This window comes from Streptomyces sp. NPDC001219, from assembly GCF_053597915.1.
In genome coordinates, this window is the sequence record NZ_JBSFJF010000080.1 from 1 (window position 1) to 17,909 (window position 17,909).

The following is a 17,909-nucleotide window of genomic DNA, read 5'->3' on the forward strand; positions in this document are numbered from 1 at the left end:
ACAACGCAGCATGGGGGTCCCCCCGCGCCCTTTAGGCGTGGGGGAGTGCGTGCCAGGCGCCGCGGGGCAGGCGGGAGTTTGACGACAGGTCCTAGGCGCCGCCCGGCGCTCACCCTCCCAGGGCCCGCACCCCCGCGGTGACTCCTACGGCGACGCCGATGACCAGGAGGAACGGCGCCCGCAGCACGAGCGCGACGGCCGCGGCGGCCACGCCCGCGGCCTTGGCGTCGAGCATCAGGTACCGGCCGTCGCTGAAGGTCTGCTGGGCGGTGAGCGCGGCGAGCAGGGCCACCGGGAGCAGCGCGGCCAGCCGCTTGACGAGCGGGCGCTCCAGCAGGCCGGCGGGCGCCGCCAGACCGAGGTACTTGACCAGGTAGCAGCCGACGGCGGTGACGGCGATCGCGATCCAGACGTTCATGACCGGTCCTCCTCACCGGCGGTGCGGCGCTGGCGGGTGCCGTCCGGGCACGCGGGCGTCCCGTCGGTGCCGGCCGGGACGGCGCCGGGCTCCCGCGCCGTCCCGGCCTCCTGCGCCCGCTCACGGCGGCCCTGTACGAGGAGGACGGCGGGCGCGGCGAGCGCGGCGACCAGCACCGGTACGCCGGTGGGCAGCAGCGGCAGCGTCACCAGCACCAGCACCACGGCGAGACCGGCCGCGACCCGTTCCACGGTGTCCTTGAGCATCGGCGCGAGCAGCGCCAGGAAGACCGCGGGGCCGGCCGCGTCCAGGCCCCAGGCCTCGGTGTCGCCGAGGGCCTCGGCACCCAGGGCACCGGCGAGGGTGGTGAGGTTCCACAGGGTGTAGAGGGTCAGCCCGGTGACGGTGAAGCCCAGCCGGGCGGTGCGCCGGTCGGGCTGGGCCAGGGTGACGGCCGAGGTCTCGTCGATGACCCAGTGGGCGGCGAGGGGTTTGACCGTGGACCGGTACCCGAGGACGGCGGACAGCCGCAGGCCGTAGAAGGCGTTGCGGACGCCCAGGAAGAACGCGCCGGCCGCGGCGGTGAGCGGGTTGCCGCCCGCCGCCAACGCGCCTACCAGGGCGAACTGCGAGGCACCGGTGAACACCAGCAGGCTGAGCGCGCAGGTCTGCAGGAGGCCGAGCCCGGCGCCGGCCGCGGTCACGCCGAAGGCGAATCCGGAGAGGCCGACCGCGACGCCGACGCCGAGCGCGTCCCTGATGACGGCGGCGTCGGAGGTCGCGGCGGGCGGAGCCGGCGGCTCCGCGGCCCGCTCCATGGTGCGTATGTCTGTCTGTTCTGCCACGTCCCGGACCCTAGGGTCCGGCGCCACCTCGGGTCTTGTACGTTCTTGCGCCCGGCACGCACGGCCCGCCCCGGGCCCGCGAGGCTCGCCCTACGCCGCGCGCTCCCTCCGGTAGGCGCCGGGCGGTACGCCGACGATCCGGGTGAAGTGCCGGTTGAGATGCGGCTGGTCGGTGAAGCCGACGGCGACGGCCGTGTCGGCGGGGGTGCGGCCCGCTTCCAGGAGTCCGCGGGCCCGGCGCACCCGGGCGTCGGTGAGCCAGGTGTGCGGCGGCATGCCGTAGGCGCCCTTGAAGGCCCGCAGCAGGGCGAACGGGCTGGTGCCGAGTTCGTGCGCCAGCCTCTCCAGGGAGGGCGGGTCGGTCATCCGCTCCTCCAGGACGGCACGGGCACGGGCGGCGGTCCGGGTGCCCGCGGTGCGGGGCGTCCGTGCCGGGAGCGGGCCTCCGTAGCGGCGCAGCAGCCGGGCCACGACGGTCCGCAGCAGGGTGTCGGCGGCCAGCGCGTTGCCGGTCTCGGCGGCCCGGTGGATCTCGGTGATCATGTGGCCGAGCTGCGGGTCCTCGGCGGTCGTCCGGTCGAACCCCGGGGCGCCGCGCAGCGCCGTGGTCTCCTCGGCGATCTCCGCGACGACCTCGTGGGAGGGGTAGAGCGTGGCATAGGCCCAGCCCTCCGGGGCGCCCGCCCGCGCGGTGTGCGCGACCTCCGGATTGATCATGATGATGCCGCCGTGGCCGGCCCGGACCGTGCCCTGCCGGAGCCCGACCTCCTCGATTCCGGAGGTCACCGCGCAGACGACATAGCCGTCGTGCGCGTGGCGGGGAAAGGAGTGCCGGACGTAGCGGGCGCGCAGCAGGTCGAGGCCGGGCAGTCCGTCGTAGCGCCAGTGGCGCGCCCACTCGCCGCGCGCCCGCGGCATCGCGGCCGCCCCGGGCCCGCCGTCGGCGGCGCTCTCCCCGCTGACCATGACCATGCCGCCATTCTGCGTCCGCCGGGCGACCGCCGGCCCGCACGTCCGAGGCGTGGACGGCCGCGGCCGCGGCGCGCGGGGACCGCGTTGTCAGTGGTCCGGTGCACGATGGGGGACATGGCGAAGGCAGCGCTCGACTCGTTCTCCCCCGCGACCCGCGGCTGGTTCGCCGGGGCCTTCAGCGCACCGACGGCCGCGCAGGAGGGCGCCTGGCGGGCGATCGGCGCGGGCTCCGACGTCCTCGTGGTGGCGCCGACGGGCTCCGGCAAGACGCTGGCCGCCTTCCTCGCGTCGCTGGACGCGCTGGCGAGCACTCCGCCGCCCGCCGAGCTGAAGAAGCGCTGCCGGGTGCTGTACGTCTCCCCGCTGAAGGCGCTGGCCGTCGACGTCGAGCGCAATCTGCGCAGTCCGCTGACGGGCATCCGCCAGGAGTCGGTCCGTCTGGGGCTGCCGGAGCCGGACGTCACGGTCGGCATCCGTTCCGGGGACACCCCGCCCGCCGAGCGCCGCTCGCTCGCCAACCGCCCGCCGGACATCCTCATCACGACTCCCGAGTCCCTGTTCCTGATGCTCACGTCCTCGGCCCGGGAGGCGCTGGCGGGCGTCGAGACCGTGATCCTCGACGAGGTCCACGCCGTCGCCGGCACGAAACGCGGGGCGCATCTGGCGCTGTCCCTGGAGCGGCTGGACGAGCTCCTGGACCACCCGGCGCGGCGGATCGGACTGTCGGCGACGGTCCGCCCCGTGGAAGAGGTGGCCCGTTACCTGTCCCCACGGCGCCGGGTGGAGATCGTCCAGCCGCCGTCCGGGAAGCGTTTCGACCTCTCGGTGGTCGTCCCGGTGGAGGACATGGGCGAGCTGGGCGGCTCGCCGGTCCAGGAGGGCGACACCGGGGAGAAGCCGTCCATCTGGCCGCAGGTCGAGGAGAGGATCGCCGATCTCGTCCAGGCCCATCGCTCCACGATCGTCTTCGCCAACTCCCGCCGCCTGGCGGAGCGGCTGTGCAACCGTCTCAACGAGATCGCCTACGAACGCCGGACCGGTGAGGCGCTGCCCGAGCACCACTCCCCCGCGGAGCTGATGGCCGAGGCCGGGGCGGCCAAGGGAGCGCCGGCGCTGCTGGCCCGTGCCCACCACGGCTCCGTGTCCAAGGAGCAACGCGCCCAGGTGGAGGAGGACCTGAAGGCGGGCCGGCTGCCCGCCGTGGTCGCCACCTCCAGTCTGGAGCTGGGCATCGACATGGGCGCGGTCGATCTGGTCGTCCAGGTGGAGTCGCCGCCGTCGGTCGCCTCCGGGCTGCAGCGCGTCGGGCGGGCCGGGCATCAGGTCGGCGCGGTCTCGACGGGCATCGTCTTCCCCAAGTACCGCGGTGATCTGGTGCAGGCCGCCGTGGTCACCGAGCGGATGCGCTCCGGCGCCATCGAGGCGCTGCGGGTGCCGGCCAATCCGCTGGACGTCCTCGCCCAGCAGGTCGTCGCCATCACCGCGATGGACACCTGGGACGTCGAGGAACTGCTGGCGCTGGTCCGGCGGGCCGCCCCGTTCGCCGCCCTGCCCGAGTCGGCGTTCACCGCCGTGCTGGACATGCTCGCCGGCCGCTACCCCTCCGACGCCTTCGCCGAGCTGCGGCCGCGCCTGGTGTGGGACCGCGTCGCGCACACCGTCACGGGCCGCCCCGGGGCCCAGCGGCTGGCCGTCACCTCCGGCGGCACGATCCCCGACCGCGGCCTGTTCGGGGTCTTCCTGGCGGGCGGCGACTCCGGCAAGGGCGGCGGGCGGCGGGTGGGCGAGCTGGACGAGGAGATGGTCTACGAGTCCCGCGTCGGCGATGTCTTCACGCTCGGCACGACGTCCTGGCGCATCGAGGACATCACCCGTGACCGGGTGCTGGTCACCCCCGCCCCCGGAGTGCCGGGCCGGCTGCCCTTCTGGAAGGGCGACCAGCTGGGCCGCCCCCTGGAACTGGGCCGCGCACTCGGCGCGTTCCTCCGCGAGATCGGCACCCTCGCCCCGGAGGACGCCGGCGCCCGGCTGGCCGCCGCCGGACTGGACGACTGGGCGGTGTCCAATGTGCTGAGCTATCTCGCCGAGCAGAAGCAGGCCTGCGGCCATGTCCCCGATGACCGCACCATCGTCGTGGAGCGGTTCCGCGACGAGCTCGGCGACTGGCGGGTGGTCATCCACTCCCCGTTCGGCGCGCAGGTCCACGCCCCCTGGGCGCTGGCCCTCGGCGCCCGACTCGCCGAGCGGCACGGCATGGACGCCCAGGTGATGCACGCCGACGACGGCATCGTGCTGCGGCTGCCCGACGCCGATCTGATGGGCCTCGACCTCCTCGACGGCGACGACGGCTTCGCCCCGTCCGCCGGCCCGCTCGGCCGCGGCGCGGAGTACGACCCCGAGCAGTCCCCCGTGGGCGCCGCCGACGCCGTCTTCGACAAGGGCGAGGTGGACCAGCTCGTCACGGACCAGGTCGGCGGCTCCGCGCTGTTCGCCTCCCGGTTCCGGGAGTGCGCCGCCCGTGCCCTGCTGCTGCCGCGGCGCAGCCCCGGCAAGCGCACCCCGCTGTGGCAGCAGCGCCAGCGGGCCGCCCAGCTCCTCCAGGTGGCGAGCGAGTTCGGCTCCTTCCCGATCGTGCTGGAAGCCGTCCGCGAATGCCTCCAGGACGTCTTCGACGTCCCGGGCCTGACGGAGCTGATGGGCGACATCGAGGCCCGTCGGGTCCGCCTGGTGGAGGTCACCACCCCCGAACCGTCCCCGTTCGCCCGCTCGCTCCTCTTCGGCTATGTCGCCCAGTTCCTGTACGAGGGCGACTCCCCGCTCGCCGAGCGCCGCGCCGCCGCCCTCTCCCTGGACTCCCGGCTGCTCGCCGAGCTGCTCGGCCAGGCCGAGCTGCGCGAGCTGCTGGACGCCGAGGTGCTGGCCGAGCTGGAGCGCGAGCTGCAGTGGCGTACGGACGACCGGCGGGTCAAGGACGTCGAGGGCGTCGCCGACGTCCTGCGGCTGCTGGGGCCGCTGACCGACGCCGAGCTGGCCGAGCGCGGCGCGGACCCGGCCTGGCCGCGGGAGCTGGCCTCCGCCCGCCGTGCCCTGTCCGTGCGGATCGCGGGTGCCGACCACTGGGCCGCCGTCGAGGACGCCGGCCGGCTCCGTGACGCGCTGGGCACGGCGCTGCCGGTCGGCGTCCCGGAGTCGTTCACCGAACCGGTCAAGGACCCGCTCGGCGATCTGCTGTCCCGCTTCGCCCGTACCCACGGCCCGTTCACCTCCGAGCAGGCCGCCGCCCGCTTCGGCCTCGGCACCGCCGTCACCGACGGGGCGCTGCAGCGTCTCGCCGCCGCCGGCCGGGTGGTCCAGGGCGAGTTCCATCCCGCGGGCATCGGCCAGGAGTGGTGCGACGCCCAGGTGCTGCGCAGGCTGCGTCGCCGCTCCCTGGCCGCGCTGCGTGAGGAGCTGGAGCCGGTCCCGCCCGCCGCGCTGGCCGCCTTCCTCCCCCAGTGGCAGCAGGTCGGTGCCCCGCGCCCGGCAGGGGTCGGCGGTATGCCGGCACCGCCCGGGGGCGCCTCGCACGGCCTGCGCGGCATCGACGGCCTGGTGCGCGCCATCGAGCAGCTCCAGGGCGCTCCGGTGCCCGCCTCCGCCCTGGAGAAGCTGGTGCTGCCGTCCCGCGTCGGCGGCTACACCCCCGCCCTCCTGGACGAACTCACCGCCACCGGTGAGGTGGTGTGGGCCGGCGCCGGTGCCCTCCCCGGCAAGGACGGCTGGCTCTCACTGCATCTCGCCGACGCCGCCCCGCTGCTGCTCCCGCCGCCGCTCCCGCTCGAACTCACCGCGCTGCACGAGTCGTTGCTGACCGCCCTCGCCCCCGGTTACGGCCTGTTCTTCCGCCAGCTCGCCGACCAGGTCCGCGCCACCACCCACCCGGACGCCACCGACCCGCAGCTGGCCGACGCGCTGTGGGACCTGGCCTGGTCGGGCCGGCTGACGAACGACACCCTCGCCCCGCTGCGTGCCCTCCTCGGCTCGGGCCGTACGGCGGGCTCGACCGCGCATCGCGCCCGACGCGCCGTCCCCCGGGGCCGGTACGGCTCCCTCACCGCGGCCGCGGGAGGCCGCGGCGGCCGCCCCACCGCCTCCCGCTCCGGTCCGCCGACCGTGGGCGGCCGCTGGTCGCTCCTGCCCACCGCCGAGCCGGACCCGACGCACCGCGCCCATGCCCTGGCCCGTGCGCTCCTGGACCGGCACGGCATCGTCACCCGTGGCGCGGTCGCCGCCGAGGGCGTCGAGGGCGGGTTCTCCGCCGCGTACCGGGTGCTGGCCGCCTTCGAGGAGTCCGGCCAGGCCCGTCGCGGCTATGTGGTGGAGGGGCTGGGCGCCGCCCAGTTCGCGATGGACGGCGCGGTGGACCGGCTGCGCGCGGTCAGCACCCAGCGGGAGCGCACCGCCGATGACGCACCACCGGACGGCGGCCCGGCTCGCTCCCGGCCCGGCGGTCCGCAGCGCGCCGTCGTCCTGGCCGCCGCCGACCCCGCCAACGCCTACGGCGCCGCCCTGCCCTGGCCCGAGCCGCCCGAGGGATCGACCCACAAGCCCGGCCGCAAGGCGGGCTCCCTGGTCGTGCTCGTCGACGGTGAGCTGACGCTCTACATGGAGCGCGGCGGCAAGACCCTGCTCCTGTGGCCGCTCGGCCACGAACCGGACCGGGCCGCCATGGACCCCCGCCTCCGGCTCGCCGTCGAGGCGCTCACCGATGCCGCCCGCGCCGGCGCCCTGGGCACCCTCACCACCGAACGCATCAACGGCACCGCGGCCCTCACCTCCCCCTTCGCCGTCACCCTGGAGTCCGCCGGCTTCCACCCGACCCCACGGGGGCTGCGCCTGCGCGGATGACACCGGCGGCGCCCTCACCCCCGGCCCGGGCGCGGACCGCGCGCTCCCGCCTCCCACCGCCCGGCATCATGGGGGCATGCCCGAAGGTGACACCGTCTGGCGCCTGGCCCAGCGGCTCCACGACGCGCTGACCACCGGTCCGCTGACCCACTGCGATCTGCGCGTCCCCCGGCTGGCGACGGTGGATCTGACCGGCCGCGCGGTGCTGGGCGTCCTCCCCCGCGGCAAGCACCTCCTCACCCGCTTCGAGGGCGGCCTCACCCTCCACTCCCATCTGCGGATGGACGGCGCATGGCGGATCTACGCCCCGGACGAGCGCTGGCGCGGCGGCCCCGCCCACCAGATCAGGGCGGTCCTCGGCACCGCGGACCACACCGCCGTCGGCTACCGCCTCCCCGTGCTCGATCTGCTGCCCACCACCGACGAGTCCCGGGTCGTCGGCCATCTGGGCCCCGATCTCCTCGGCCCGGACTGGGACCCAGCGGAGGCCCTGCGCCGGCTGCTCGCCACTCCCGCCCGGCCCCTCGGCGAAGCCCTGCTCGACCAGCGCAACCTCGCCGGCATCGGCAATGTCTACAAGTCCGAGCTGTGCTTCCTGCTGCGCGCCTCGCCCTGGCTCCCCCTGGGAGACCTGCCCCGGCCGGACCGCGTGCCCACGCTCGCCAGGAAGCTCCTCGAAGCCAACAAGCGGCGCCCCGCCCGGGTCACCACCCCCAGCGCCCGCCCCGACCGCCGGCTGTGGGTCTACGGCCGGGCCGGCCACCCCTGCCTGCGCTGCGGCACCACGGTCCGCACCGCCGACCAGGACCCCGCCACCGAGGAACGCGTCACCTACTGGTGCCCCGCCTGCCAGCCGGACCCACCGGGCAGCCGCCCCGCGGGCTGACGCGAAGACCTCCCGCACGCCAATTGACGACCCGTCAGATATCTCCCTACCCTCGCACCATGCCCCTCCCGGCGTACGACCTCACGGGCCGGACCGCGCTCGTCACCGGCGCGGCGAGCGGTATCGGCCGCGCCACCGCCACCCTCCTCGCCGCGGCCGGCGCCACCGTCCACTGCGCCGACCTCGACGAACAGGGCGCACAGGCGACCGCCGCGGCCATCACCGCGGCAGCGGGCTCCGCACACGCCCACCGGCTCGACGTCACCCGGCGTTCCCAGGTAGCCGCCGTGGTCGCCGCCGCCCGCAGCACCACCGGCCGCCTGGACGTGCTGGCGAACATCGCCGGAATCATGCACTCCGCCCCCGTCCTGGAGACCGCGGACGCGGACCTGGACCGGGTCTGGAACACCAACTTCAAGGGCGTGCTGTACGGCTGCCAGGAGGCCGCGCGCACCATGATCGCCACCGCCACCCCGGGCTCCCTGGTGAACATGGCCTCCGGGGCGATCGACACCGGCGCCCCCGGCCTGCTCTGCTACGGCGCCGCCAAGGCCGCCGTCGTCCAGCTCACCAAGACCTTGGCCACCGAGGTCGGCCGGCACGGCATCCGCGTCAACGCCGTCGCCCCGGGCTGGATACGTACCGCGATGACCGGCCGCCACACCGCGGAGGCGCAGCAGCAGGCGGAGGGACCGATGATCCGGATGTCCCCTCTGGGGAGGGTGGGGGAGCCGGAGGACGTCGCCCACACCGTGCTGCATCTGGCGTCGGACGCCTCGTCCTTCATGACCGGCCAGGTCCTCCGCCCGAACGGCGGCGTCGCCATGCCCTGGTGAGCACCCCGGAACCCGCCACCCGGCACCCCCGGACCCGCCGCGCCACCCGCCGCACGGCGCGATGACAGAGGCCCTCGTTCCGCTTCGTCCGCGGAACGCAGTGCACCGGCAGCAGACTGAGCCCCCAGCCGCCCACCATCACGGCCCCCTCGACCACCCCCGACGACTGCGGCCACACCACCAGCCGGACCGCGGCCCACCACCACAGGCCCCCGACGACCACCCCGGATATCCAGCGCCCCGGTACGGCCCGCGGGCGCCGTCCGGCCGGCCCGCGGGCCGTGACGTCACGCCACCCCATGGCTGCCTCCTCCGGCCGACGCTAGACGGGTCCCGCCGCCCGGCGGGAGGGCGCACCGGGGCGTTTCCGGCGCGCGAGCGGCCCCACAAGCCCCGGCACGGGACCCGGCACCGCCTGCCCCGTCAGGCACATCCGGGGGCCACCGAGCCCCGGCGCGGGCCGCCGCCGGTCACCGGGCCTCGGCCTGGAACATCCAGTGGTGCTTCTCCAGGTCGGCGGTCAGCCCGATGAGGATGTCCTGGCTGACCGGGTCCGGGTCCGCGGTGGCGATGATCCGCTCACGCATGCGGGCGATGACCGAGCCCAGGGCCTCCACCATCGCCCGGACCACGTCGCCGTCCTTGGCCCAGCCGTCCTTGACCTCGCCGATACCGCTGGTCTTGGCGACGGTGGACGCCCGCCCGTCCGGGGACACCCCGATCGCCGCCGCCCGCTCGGCCACCGTGTCGGCGTGCTGCCGCCCGCTGGTGACGACCTCGTCGAGCTGGAGATGTACGGAGCGGAAGCGCGCCCCGATGACGTTCCAGTGCACCTGCTTCGCGACGAGGGAGAGATCCACCAGGTCGACGAGCGCTCCCTGGAGGGCGTTCCCGACGATGGCGCGGTCCGCGTCGGACAGTGTGCTCTTGACGACAGACATCCAGATACTCCTTTTCAGGCGATTTATCCGGTTTTGCCATCGTACAAATGAATCGCCCGTTCCGAGCTGCCCGGACGGTCCGGCCGAGCGCCCGCCGGAGCCCCCGGTGAGCCGCACACCCCCGCCCCCGCACGGGCAGCACGAAGCCCCGGCGGGCTGCTGCCCACCGGGGCTTCGATGCGTACGAACAGGGGTGTCAGGCCGCGACGACATCCACGACGTCTGCCGGGGACTTGATGGTCACGCGGTCCTCCGGCACACCGGCCAGGGACGTGACGGACACCGAATTGAGCTTCGGCCGCACCGGTGCGGGCACCGGGTCGCTCGCGGCCGCGGACGCTGCCAGCTCGGCGAGCGCCAGCTCATCGCTGACCTCCCGCATGAGCTCGGACATGCGCACGTCCAGCGCGTCACAGATCGACGAGAGCAGTTCGGAGGACGCCTCCTTCTGCCCCCTCTCGACCTCGGACAAATAGCCGAGCGATACCCGGGCGGAGGAAGAGACCTCGCGCAGGGTTCGGCCCTGGCGCTGACGCTGTCGGCGCAGCACGTCACCCAGCAGGCGACGAAGCAGAATCATCGCTGGCTCCCTCCTCGGACCTCGGATTCGGATCCTTCTCGCCCCACCGTACCGCCTCGGGCGGGACCGGTGCCGGGCGCAAGTACGTGTTCACTCAGGGCTGCAAACATCCATTCCCCCCGTGTTGTTCCGTATCCTGTGCCCGCGATTTTTCTGTCAGTTCGCTCAACAACAGTGCGAGCACGGCGCGAATGGTGTCCTGGCGGATCTGCTCCCGGTCCCCCGCCAGCGACAGCCGGCGCACCGTTCCGGCACCGTCCGGTCCCTGGACCGCGACGAAAACGGTGCCCACCGGATGCCCGTCCTGCGGATCGGGGCCGGCCACCCCGGTGGTGGCGAGGCCCCAGTCGGCGCCCAGCACCCGCCGCGCGCCCTGTGCCATCTGCCGGGCGACCTCGCCGTCCACGGCGCCGCGCTCGGCCAGCAGAGCGCCGTCCACCCCCAGCACATCCCGCTTGACCTCGGTCGCATACGCCGTGACCGCGCCTCGGACCACCCGCGAGGCCCCCGGGACGGCGGTCAGTGCGCCCGCCACCAGTCCGCCGGTCAGTGATTCCGCCACGGCCAGGCTCTGGCCCCGCCCGGCGAGCAGCTCCAGCGCCCCGGCAGCGGCCGAACCCGGCCCGCTCACCGTGCGGTGTCCCGCTCGGCGCGCGCGGCCCGCTCCCGGGCCAGCCCGGCCCGGCGCAGCACCACGGCCTGCCGGACGTAGTCGATCCCGGTGAGGACGGTGAGCGCCACCGCCACCGCCATCACCCACCAGCGGAAGGTGGCCAGCGGACCGGTCAGCACCAGGACGTACATCCCGACCGCGGTGCCCTGCGCCAATGTCTTGATTTTGCCGCCACGACTGGCCGGAATGACCCCGTGCTTGATCACCCAGAACCGCATCAGCGTGATGCCGAGCTCCCGGAAGAGGATCACGCCGGTCACCCACCAGGGCAGATCACCCAGCACCGACAGACAGACCAGCGCGGCACCCATGATCGCCTTGTCGGCGATCGGGTCGGCGATCTTGCCGAAGTCGGTGACCAGGTTGTACGCGCGTGCCAGATGCCCGTCGAAAATGTCGGTGATCATGGCGACGGCGAACGCGGCCCAGGCGAAGACCCGCCAGACCGGGTCCGTTCCGTCGTCGTGCATCAGCAGCAGCACGAAGGCCGGGACCAGCACCAGCCGCAGCATCGTCAGGACGTTGGCGATGTTCCACAGCCCGGCCTGCCGGACGGCCGGCGCCGTGCGCGGGCCACCAGCTGCGGATGCCGGGACTCCGGTCATCTGCCCGCCTCCTCGGTACACCCCGTGCCCTCCACCGACAGCACCTCCGCGACGAGGTCCACCCCCTCGCTCGCCACCACCTTTGCTTCGACCATACGACCGGGCTCCAGTTCCCGGGTGGTCGACAGCAGGGTGACGCCATCGGTCTCCGGAGCCTGGTGCGCGGCCCGCCCGACGAGGCCGTCCTCGTCGTCGGCCCGGTCGACCAGCACCCGCAGCGTCTCGCCGACCCGCTCCTCGGCGCGCTGCGCGGTCAGCTCCTCGGCCAGCCGCGAGACCCGCGCCAGCCGCTCGGCGACCACGTCCGGGTCGACCTTGGCCTCGTACGAGGCGGCCTCGGTGCCGTCCTCGTCGGAGTAGCCGAAGACGCCGATGGCGTCGAGCCGGGCCTCGATGAGGAAGCGCTCCAGCTCCGCCAGGTCGCTCTCGCTCTCGCCGGGGAAGCCGACGATGAAGTTGGAGCGGGCACCGGCCTGCGGCGCCTTGGTGCGGATCGTCTCCAGCAGCTCCAGGAAGCTGTCGGTGCCGCCGAAGCGCCGCATGGAGCGCAGCACACCGGGCGCCGAGTGCTGGAAGGAGAGATCGAAGTAGGGCGCCACCTTGTCCGTGCCGGTCAGCACATCGATCAGACCGGGCCGCATCTCCGCGGGCTGGAGGTAGCTGACCCGGATGCGCTCGATGCCGTCGACGGCCGCCAGCTCCGGCAGCAGCGTCTCCAGCAGGCGGATGTCGCCGAGGTCCTTGCCGTAGGAGGTGTTGTTCTCGGAGACCAGCATGACCTCCTTGACGCCCTGCTCGGCCAGCCAGCGGGTCTCCCCGAGCACGTCCGAGGGGCGGCGGGAGATGAACGAACCGCGGAAGGACGGGATGGCGCAGAACGAGCAGCGCCGGTCGCAGCCGGAGGCCAGCTTCACCGAGGCGACGGGGTTGGAGTCCAGCCGGCGGCGCAGCGGCGCCCGCGGTCCGGACTTCGGTGCGACGCCCTCGGGCAGGTCCTCGGGGGCCGAGGCCAGCGCGTCCCCGTGGCCGGGCAGCGCGACCCCGTCGGCGTCCTGGCGCTCGGCGGGGCTGATCGGCAGCAGCTTGCGGCGGTCGCGCGGCGCGTGGGCCTCGACGTTTCCGCCGCTCAGGATGGTCTGCAGACGGCCGGAGATGTCGCTGTAGTCGTCGAAGCCGAGCACACCGTCCGCCTCGGGCAGCGCCTCGGCGAGCTCCTTGCCGTAGCGCTCGGCCATGCAGCCGACGGCCACCACGGCCTGGGTTCTGCCGTGATCCTTCAGATCGTTGGCTTCCAGCAGGGCATCGACGGAGTCCTTCTTGGCGGCCTCGACGAAACCACAGGTGTTGACGACGGCGACATCGGCATCGGCGGCTTCCTCGACGAGCTCCCAGCCGTCCGCTGCCAGGCGGCCTGCGAGCTCCTCCGAGTCCACCTCATTACGGGCGCAGCCAAGGGTGACAAGGGCGACGGTACGGCGTTCGGGCATAGGCCTCAGCCTACTTTGTCCTGGCCACCCCCTTGGCGCGCAGGTCTCCGCCGCTGGTCCCGGGCTCCGGGGCCGGGCGGCGGACGCCCCCTGAGAAGGGCGTTCAGCCCGCCTGGGGGTCCCCGGGCGTATAGCTGAGCCGCTCGACGGTGCCCTTCTCGCCGACCTGCTTGACCTCCTTGCCGTTGACGTACAGCTGCACGGCTCCGGCGTTACCGAGGACCAGGTCGATCCGCTTCTTGTCGGTGATGGTCTTGGACTCGCCCTGCTTGAGCAGGCCGTCCTCCAGGAGCTTGCCGTTGGCGTCCTTGGCGGAGATCCAGCTCTGGCCGTCCCGGGCGGTCACCTTGATCGTGACCTTGTCCTTCGGCAGCCCGGCGACCGCGCTGTCCGAGGGTTCGGGGTCGGGCTTGATGGGCGGCTTGATGGTGGAGGGATGGCGGGTGGGCGCCGGCGCCTTCGCATGGGCGTCGCCGGCCGCGACCGGGCCGCCCTCGCTCTTGTCGCCGCCCGTGAAGAGCGTGAAGCCCGCGAATCCCACCACGGCGACGATCGCCGCGACCATCGCCGCGGTCCAGTTGGGCCGGCGCGGCTCGGAGCGGATGCGTTCGGCTTCGTAGAGCGGCGCGGCGGGGGTCGGCTCGGGCCGGCCGCCGTGCTCGGCGTCGAACTGGTCGATCAGGGGTCGGGAATCGAGGGATACGGCGCGGGCGAGCGCCCGGATGTGGCCCCGGGCGTAGACGTCGCCTCCACAGCGGGAGAAGTCGTCCTGCTCGATCGCGTGCACGAGGGGGATGCGCACCCGTGTCGTCGTACTGACCTCTTCGACGGTCAGTCCCGCTCCGATACGGGCCTTCTGGAGGGCAGCACCGACGGAAGGCCGGTCTGCTTCGGGGGAGTTGCCGATGGACACGGAGGCGCCTTTCGAGCGTGTAGCCACCTGCTGGAAGCTCAGTCTAGGGGTGGAGCGAAAGGGTCGGGCAAGCGGGAGAGCGGTCTTTGTACGCCATCGGAACGCCGTCGGCGGTGCCCTGGGGCTCGAGGGTGAAACATCGCTCCCTCATCTCCCTCAACTTGACGTATCGGCAGGAGAAACGGTTGCCTTTTTCTTTCGTTCGGGTGGCCCGGATGTCTGTGCTACTCGGTAGCCTCCCCCCGGATCACCGCCAGCACTCCGTCCAGCTCCTCAGGCTTCACAAGAACGTCACGAGCCTTTGACCCCTCGCTCGGTCCGACGACGTTCCGGGACTCCATCAGGTCCATCAGCCGCCCGGCCTTGGCGAAGCCCACCCGCAGCTTGCGCTGGAGCATCGACGTCGAGCCGAACTGGGTGGAAACCACCAGCTCAGCGGCCTGACACAGCAGGTCGAGGTCATCGCCGATGTCCTCGTCGATCTCCTTCTTCTTCGCCGTGCCGACGGTGACGTCCTCACGGAAGACCGGCGCCATCTGGTCCTTGCAGTGCTGGACGACGGCCGCGACCTCCGCCTCGGTCACGAACGCGCCCTGCATCCGCACCGGCTTGTTGGCGCCCATCGGCAGGAAGAGCCCGTCGCCCTTGCCGATCAGCTTCTCGGCGCCCGGCTGGTCGAGGATGACCCGGCTGTCGGCGAGCGAGGAGGTGGCGAACGCGAGGCGGGAGGGCACATTGGCCTTGATCAGGCCGGTGACCACGTCGACGGACGGGCGCTGGGTGGCGAGCACCAGGTGGATGCCGGCGGCGCGGGCGAGCTGGGTGATGCGGACGATCGCGTCCTCCACGTCGCGCGGCGCGACCATCATCAGGTCCGCCAGCTCGTCCACGATCACCAGCAGGTACGGGTACGGCGCCAGCTCCCGCTCGCTGCCCTCGGGCGGGCTGACCTTGCCCAGGCGCACCGCTTCGTTGAAGTCGTCGATGTGCCGGAAGCCGTAGGCCGCGAGGTCGTCGTAGCGCAGGTCCATCTCGCGCACCACCCACTGCAGCGCCTCGGCGGCCCGCTTGGGGTTGGTGATGATCGGCGTGATCAGGTGCGGGATGCCCTCGTACGCGGTCAGCTCGACGCGCTTGGGGTCGACCAGCACCATCCGGACGTCCTCCGGGGTGGCCCGCACCATGACCGAGGTGATCAGGCAGTTGATGCAGGAGGACTTGCCGGAGCCGGTGGCACCGGCCACGAGGACGTGCGGCATCTTCGTCATGTTGGCCATGACGTAGCCGCCCTCGACGTCCTTGCCGAGCGCCACCAGCATCGGATGGTCGTCGCCCGCGGAGTCGGCCAGCCGCAGCACATCGCCGAGGTTGACCATCTCGCGGTCGGTGTTGGGGATCTCGATGCCGACCGCGGACTTGCCCGGGATCGGGCTGATGATGCGGACGTCGGGGCTGGCCACCGCGTAGGCGATGTTCTTGGCCAGTGCGGTGATCTTCTCGACCTTGACGGCCGGGCCCAGCTCGACCTCGTAGCGGGTGACCGTCGGGCCCCGGGTGAAGCCGGTGACCGCGGCGTCGACCTTGAACTCCTGGAAGACCGTGGTCAGCGAGGTCACTATGGCGTCGTTCGCGGCGCTGCGGGTCTTGCCGGGCCCGCCCCGCGCGAGCAGCTCCAGCGAGGGCAGGGAGTAGGTGATGTCGCCGGACAGCTGGAGCTGCTCGGCACGGGCCGGCAGCTCCCCGGAGGGCTCGGGCGGGGCCTTGGTGAAGTCCGGCACGGCAGGGGTGCGCTCGACCGGGGACGGCTCCGGCTCGGCGCCCCGGGCCGGCGGCACCGAGCCGCTCTCCCCCGCGGTGTCCTCGTGCCCCCGGCGCTCGCCGGAGACGCTGCTGCTGAGGCCGGCGACGAGCGGGGAGGGCTGGACGCCGTGCAGCACCGCGCCGTCCAGCGCGGCGGCGGCCGCCGCGGCGACGTCCACCGCGTCCATCGGCCGGTCCGGGTCGGGCTGGGCGGCGGCCCGGCGCGGCCGGCGCCGCTTGGCGAGAGCCGCTTCCTCTATCGCGTCCGGGTCGCTCGCGGCCGCCGCGGCGGCGCTGCGGCGCGGCTTGCGGGCCGGCTGCTCGCGCCAGTCCTCGGCGTAGTCCTCGGCCTCGTCGTAGTACGTCTCGTCCGGGGCGGGGTGCACCACGCCCAGCTTGACGCCGAGCGCCCGCAGCCGCTGCGGAATGGCGTTCACCGGCGTCGCGGTGACCACCAGCAGCCCGAAGACGGTCAGCAGCGCCAGCAGCGCCACCGCCAGGGTCTGCCCGACGGTGAAGAGCAGCGGCTTGGACGCGACCCACCCGAGATAGCCGCCGGCGTCCTGTATGGCGGCCAGCCCCTCGTTCCGGCCCGGGGAGCCGCAGGCCATCGCGACCTGTCCGAGTATGCCGACGACGAGCGCCGACAGCCCGATGACGATCCGGCCGTTGGCCTCCGGCTTCTCGGGGTGCCGGATGAGGCGTACCGCGATGCCGCCCAGCAGTATCGGCACGACCAGGTCGAGCCGGCCGAAGGCGCCGGTCACCAGCAGCTCGACGAGATCGCCGACCGGACCGCTGAGGTTGGACCAGGTACCGCCCGCGATCACCAGGGCCATGCCGAGCAGCAGCAGCGCCAGTCCGTCCTTGCGGTGCGCCGGATCGAGGTTCTTCGCGCCGCGGCCCACGCCGCGGAACATCGCCCCGATGCCGTGCGCGAGCCCCAGCCAGCAGGCGCGGGCGAGGCGGTAGACACCGCCGGTGGGCGACGGCGCCGGCCTGGGGGCGGCCTTCTTCGCGGGTGCCCTCTTGGCCGGTGCCCTCTTCGCGCCCGCGGCCTTCTTGGCCGGCGGCTTCGCGGGCGCTCTCTTCGCGGCGGTCTTCTTGGCGGCGCCCGCGGTCCGTCCGGCGCGCTGCTTCGAGGGGCCCGCCGTGCTCTGGGTTCCCTTGCCGGACGTACGTGAGGCCATGGCGACGAGATTACAGGCGAACACAGGCGTGACACGAGCGCACGGCGCTTCACCCGAACGTGTCGCACGCCCGTCTCATGACGGGGTGTCAGTCACCCCGCGACGTTTCCCGACCCCGGCTCCAGGGCGTCCAGCGCCCTGCGCAACCCGGTCAGTTTGCGCTCCAGATGAGCCGCCGTGGCGACCGCCGCCGCGTCCGCCGTCTCGTCCAGCTGCTTGGACAGCGCCTCGGCCTGCTCCTCGACCGCGGCCAGCCGCGCGGAGAGCTCGGCGAGCAGCCCCGCGGACTCCCGCGCCTCGTCGGCGTTGGGCCGGCCGCCCTCCAGCTGGAGCCTCAGCAGGGAGGCCTGCTCCCGCAGTTGGCAGTTCTTCATGTAGAGCTCGACGAACACCGAGACCTTGGCGCGCAGCACCCACGGGTCGAACGGCTTGGAGATGTAGTCCACCGCGCCGGCCGCATACCCGCGGAAGGTGTGATGCGGGCCGTGGTTGATGGCCGTGAGGAAGATGATCGGGATGTCACGGGTCCGCTCGCGCCGCTTGATGTGCGCGGCGGTCTCGAAACCGTCCATGCCCGGCATCTGCACATCGAGCAGAATCACCGCGAAATCATCCGTGAGCAGTGCTTTGAGCGCTTCCTCCCCGGACGATGCCCGCACCAGTGTCTGATCGAGCGCGGAGAGGATCGCCTCCAGCGCCAGCAGATTCTCCGGCCGGTCATCGACCAGGAGGATCTTGGCCTTCTGCACCATGGCCCGTCCTCCTCGCCCCGGCATCGAACCGGACGCCGCCCCAGGGGACGACTCCGTCACGCCGCCCGTCCTTGTGCCGGTCATGGTAGCTGCACCCCGCCTGTCGCCACACCCTGTCACCGCG

At 73.4% G+C, this 17,909-nt stretch carries 14 protein-coding genes; 3 read left to right on the forward strand and 11 right to left on the reverse strand.

The genetic code is table 11. From position 1 onward, the window contains the following. Positions 1 to 109: 109 nt before the first annotated feature. The 3 genes from ACWC9R_RS32375 to ACWC9R_RS32385 form a co-directional block, all read right to left on the reverse strand. Positions 110 to 418, reverse strand: a complete 309-nt coding sequence (locus tag ACWC9R_RS32375) for an AzlD domain-containing protein (RefSeq protein WP_450736899.1) — start codon at positions 416 to 418, stop codon at positions 110 to 112. Continuing rightward, the gene (locus tag ACWC9R_RS32380) at positions 415 to 1,236 is read right to left on the reverse strand and encodes an AzlC family ABC transporter permease (RefSeq protein WP_450736922.1); all 822 of its coding nucleotides are present in this window, start codon (positions 1,234 to 1,236) and stop codon (positions 415 to 417) included. Before ACWC9R_RS32380 ends, ACWC9R_RS32375 begins: the two co-directional genes overlap by 4 nt. A gap of 117 nt (positions 1,237 to 1,353) precedes the next feature. Continuing rightward, the gene (locus ACWC9R_RS32385; RefSeq protein WP_450736900.1) at positions 1,354 to 2,235 is read right to left on the reverse strand and encodes an AraC family ligand binding domain-containing protein; all 882 of its coding nucleotides are present in this window, start codon (positions 2,233 to 2,235) and stop codon (positions 1,354 to 1,356) included. A gap of 114 nt (positions 2,236 to 2,349) precedes the next feature. On the opposite strand from ACWC9R_RS32385, the gene ACWC9R_RS32390 reads away from it, so the two are divergent. From ACWC9R_RS32390 to ACWC9R_RS32400, 3 genes are all read left to right on the forward strand, one after another. Beyond that, positions 2,350 to 7,122, forward strand: a complete 4,773-nt coding sequence (locus tag ACWC9R_RS32390; RefSeq protein ID WP_450736902.1) for an Lhr family helicase — start codon at positions 2,350 to 2,352, stop codon at positions 7,120 to 7,122. 76 nt (positions 7,123 to 7,198) lie between these two features. Further along, the gene (locus ACWC9R_RS32395; protein WP_450736904.1) at positions 7,199 to 8,008 is read left to right on the forward strand and encodes an Fpg/Nei family DNA glycosylase; all 810 of its coding nucleotides are present in this window, start codon (positions 7,199 to 7,201) and stop codon (positions 8,006 to 8,008) included. A 59-nt stretch (positions 8,009 to 8,067) separates the two neighbouring features. Beyond that, positions 8,068 to 8,844, forward strand: a complete 777-nt coding sequence (locus ACWC9R_RS32400) for an SDR family NAD(P)-dependent oxidoreductase (protein WP_450736906.1) — start codon at positions 8,068 to 8,070, stop codon at positions 8,842 to 8,844. Between the two features lie 470 nt (positions 8,845 to 9,314). On the opposite strand, the gene ACWC9R_RS32405 is transcribed toward ACWC9R_RS32400, so the two are convergent. The 8 genes from ACWC9R_RS32405 to ACWC9R_RS32440 all read right to left on the reverse strand — a co-directional run bounded on the left by ACWC9R_RS32405 (position 9,315) and on the right by ACWC9R_RS32440 (position 17,785). Beyond that, complete coding sequence (locus ACWC9R_RS32405) at positions 9,315 to 9,785, reverse strand: Dps family protein (protein WP_450736907.1); 471 nt, start codon at positions 9,783 to 9,785, stop codon at positions 9,315 to 9,317. A gap of 196 nt (positions 9,786 to 9,981) precedes the next feature. After that, a complete protein-coding gene (locus tag ACWC9R_RS32410; RefSeq protein WP_018092941.1) occupies positions 9,982 to 10,365 on the reverse strand; it encodes a helix-turn-helix domain-containing protein in 384 nt (127 codons plus the stop codon). Positions 10,366 to 10,459: 94 nt separating this feature from the next. Further along, a complete protein-coding gene (locus ACWC9R_RS32415; RefSeq protein ID WP_450736909.1) occupies positions 10,460 to 10,996 on the reverse strand; it encodes a CinA family protein in 537 nt (178 codons plus the stop codon). After that, positions 10,993 to 11,643: a CDP-diacylglycerol--glycerol-3-phosphate 3-phosphatidyltransferase gene (gene pgsA / locus ACWC9R_RS32420; RefSeq protein WP_450736911.1), complete on the reverse strand. Its 651-nt coding sequence runs from the start codon at positions 11,641 to 11,643 to the stop codon at positions 10,993 to 10,995. Before pgsA ends, ACWC9R_RS32415 begins: the two co-directional genes overlap by 4 nt. Beyond that, positions 11,640 to 13,130, reverse strand: a complete 1,491-nt coding sequence (rimO, locus tag ACWC9R_RS32425; RefSeq protein WP_450736912.1) for a 30S ribosomal protein S12 methylthiotransferase RimO — start codon at positions 13,128 to 13,130, stop codon at positions 11,640 to 11,642. The genes pgsA and rimO overlap by 4 nt, the downstream gene beginning before the upstream one ends. A 103-nt stretch (positions 13,131 to 13,233) precedes the next feature. Beyond that, positions 13,234 to 14,043, reverse strand: coding sequence for a helix-turn-helix domain-containing protein (locus ACWC9R_RS32430; protein WP_450736913.1), 810 nt, complete (start codon positions 14,041 to 14,043; stop codon positions 13,234 to 13,236). Positions 14,044 to 14,267: 224 nt separating this feature from the next. Further along, positions 14,268 to 17,033 carry a DNA translocase FtsK gene (locus ACWC9R_RS32435; protein WP_450736915.1) on the reverse strand — a complete coding sequence of 922 codons (2,766 nt, stop codon included), beginning with the start codon at positions 17,031 to 17,033 and terminating at the stop codon, positions 14,268 to 14,270. A 92-nt stretch (positions 17,034 to 17,125) separates the two neighbouring features. After that, positions 17,126 to 17,785, reverse strand: coding sequence for a response regulator (locus tag ACWC9R_RS32440; RefSeq protein ID WP_362605373.1), 660 nt, complete (start codon positions 17,783 to 17,785; stop codon positions 17,126 to 17,128). Positions 17,786 to 17,909 lie beyond the last annotated feature (124 nt).

Excerpts from the sequence above, each read along its gene's own strand:
- ACWC9R_RS32375 (WP_450736899.1), bottom strand. The coding sequence starts at position 418 with ATGAACGTCTGGATCGCGATCGCCGTCACCGCCGTCGGCTGCTACCTG.
- ACWC9R_RS32380 (WP_450736922.1), bottom strand. The coding sequence starts at position 1,236 with ATGGAGCGGGCCGCGGAGCCGCCGGCTCCGCCCGCCGCGACCTCCGAC.
- ACWC9R_RS32385 (WP_450736900.1), bottom strand. The coding sequence starts at position 2,235 with ATGGTCATGGTCAGCGGGGAGAGCGCCGCCGACGGCGGGCCCGGGGCG.
- ACWC9R_RS32390 (WP_450736902.1), top strand. The coding sequence starts at position 2,350 with ATGGCGAAGGCAGCGCTCGACTCGTTCTCCCCCGCGACCCGCGGCTGG.
- ACWC9R_RS32395 (WP_450736904.1), top strand. The coding sequence starts at position 7,199 with ATGCCCGAAGGTGACACCGTCTGGCGCCTGGCCCAGCGGCTCCACGAC.
- ACWC9R_RS32400 (WP_450736906.1), top strand. The coding sequence starts at position 8,068 with ATGCCCCTCCCGGCGTACGACCTCACGGGCCGGACCGCGCTCGTCACC.
- ACWC9R_RS32405 (WP_450736907.1), bottom strand. The coding sequence starts at position 9,785 with ATGTCTGTCGTCAAGAGCACACTGTCCGACGCGGACCGCGCCATCGTC.
- ACWC9R_RS32410 (WP_018092941.1), bottom strand. The coding sequence starts at position 10,365 with ATGATTCTGCTTCGTCGCCTGCTGGGTGACGTGCTGCGCCGACAGCGT.
- pgsA (WP_450736911.1), bottom strand. The coding sequence starts at position 11,643 with ATGACCGGAGTCCCGGCATCCGCAGCTGGTGGCCCGCGCACGGCGCCG.
- rimO (WP_450736912.1), bottom strand. The coding sequence starts at position 13,130 with ATGCCCGAACGCCGTACCGTCGCCCTTGTCACCCTTGGCTGCGCCCGT.
- ACWC9R_RS32435 (WP_450736915.1), bottom strand. The coding sequence starts at position 17,033 with ATGGCCTCACGTACGTCCGGCAAGGGAACCCAGAGCACGGCGGGCCCC.
- ACWC9R_RS32440 (WP_362605373.1), bottom strand. The coding sequence starts at position 17,785 with ATGGTGCAGAAGGCCAAGATCCTCCTGGTCGATGACCGGCCGGAGAAT.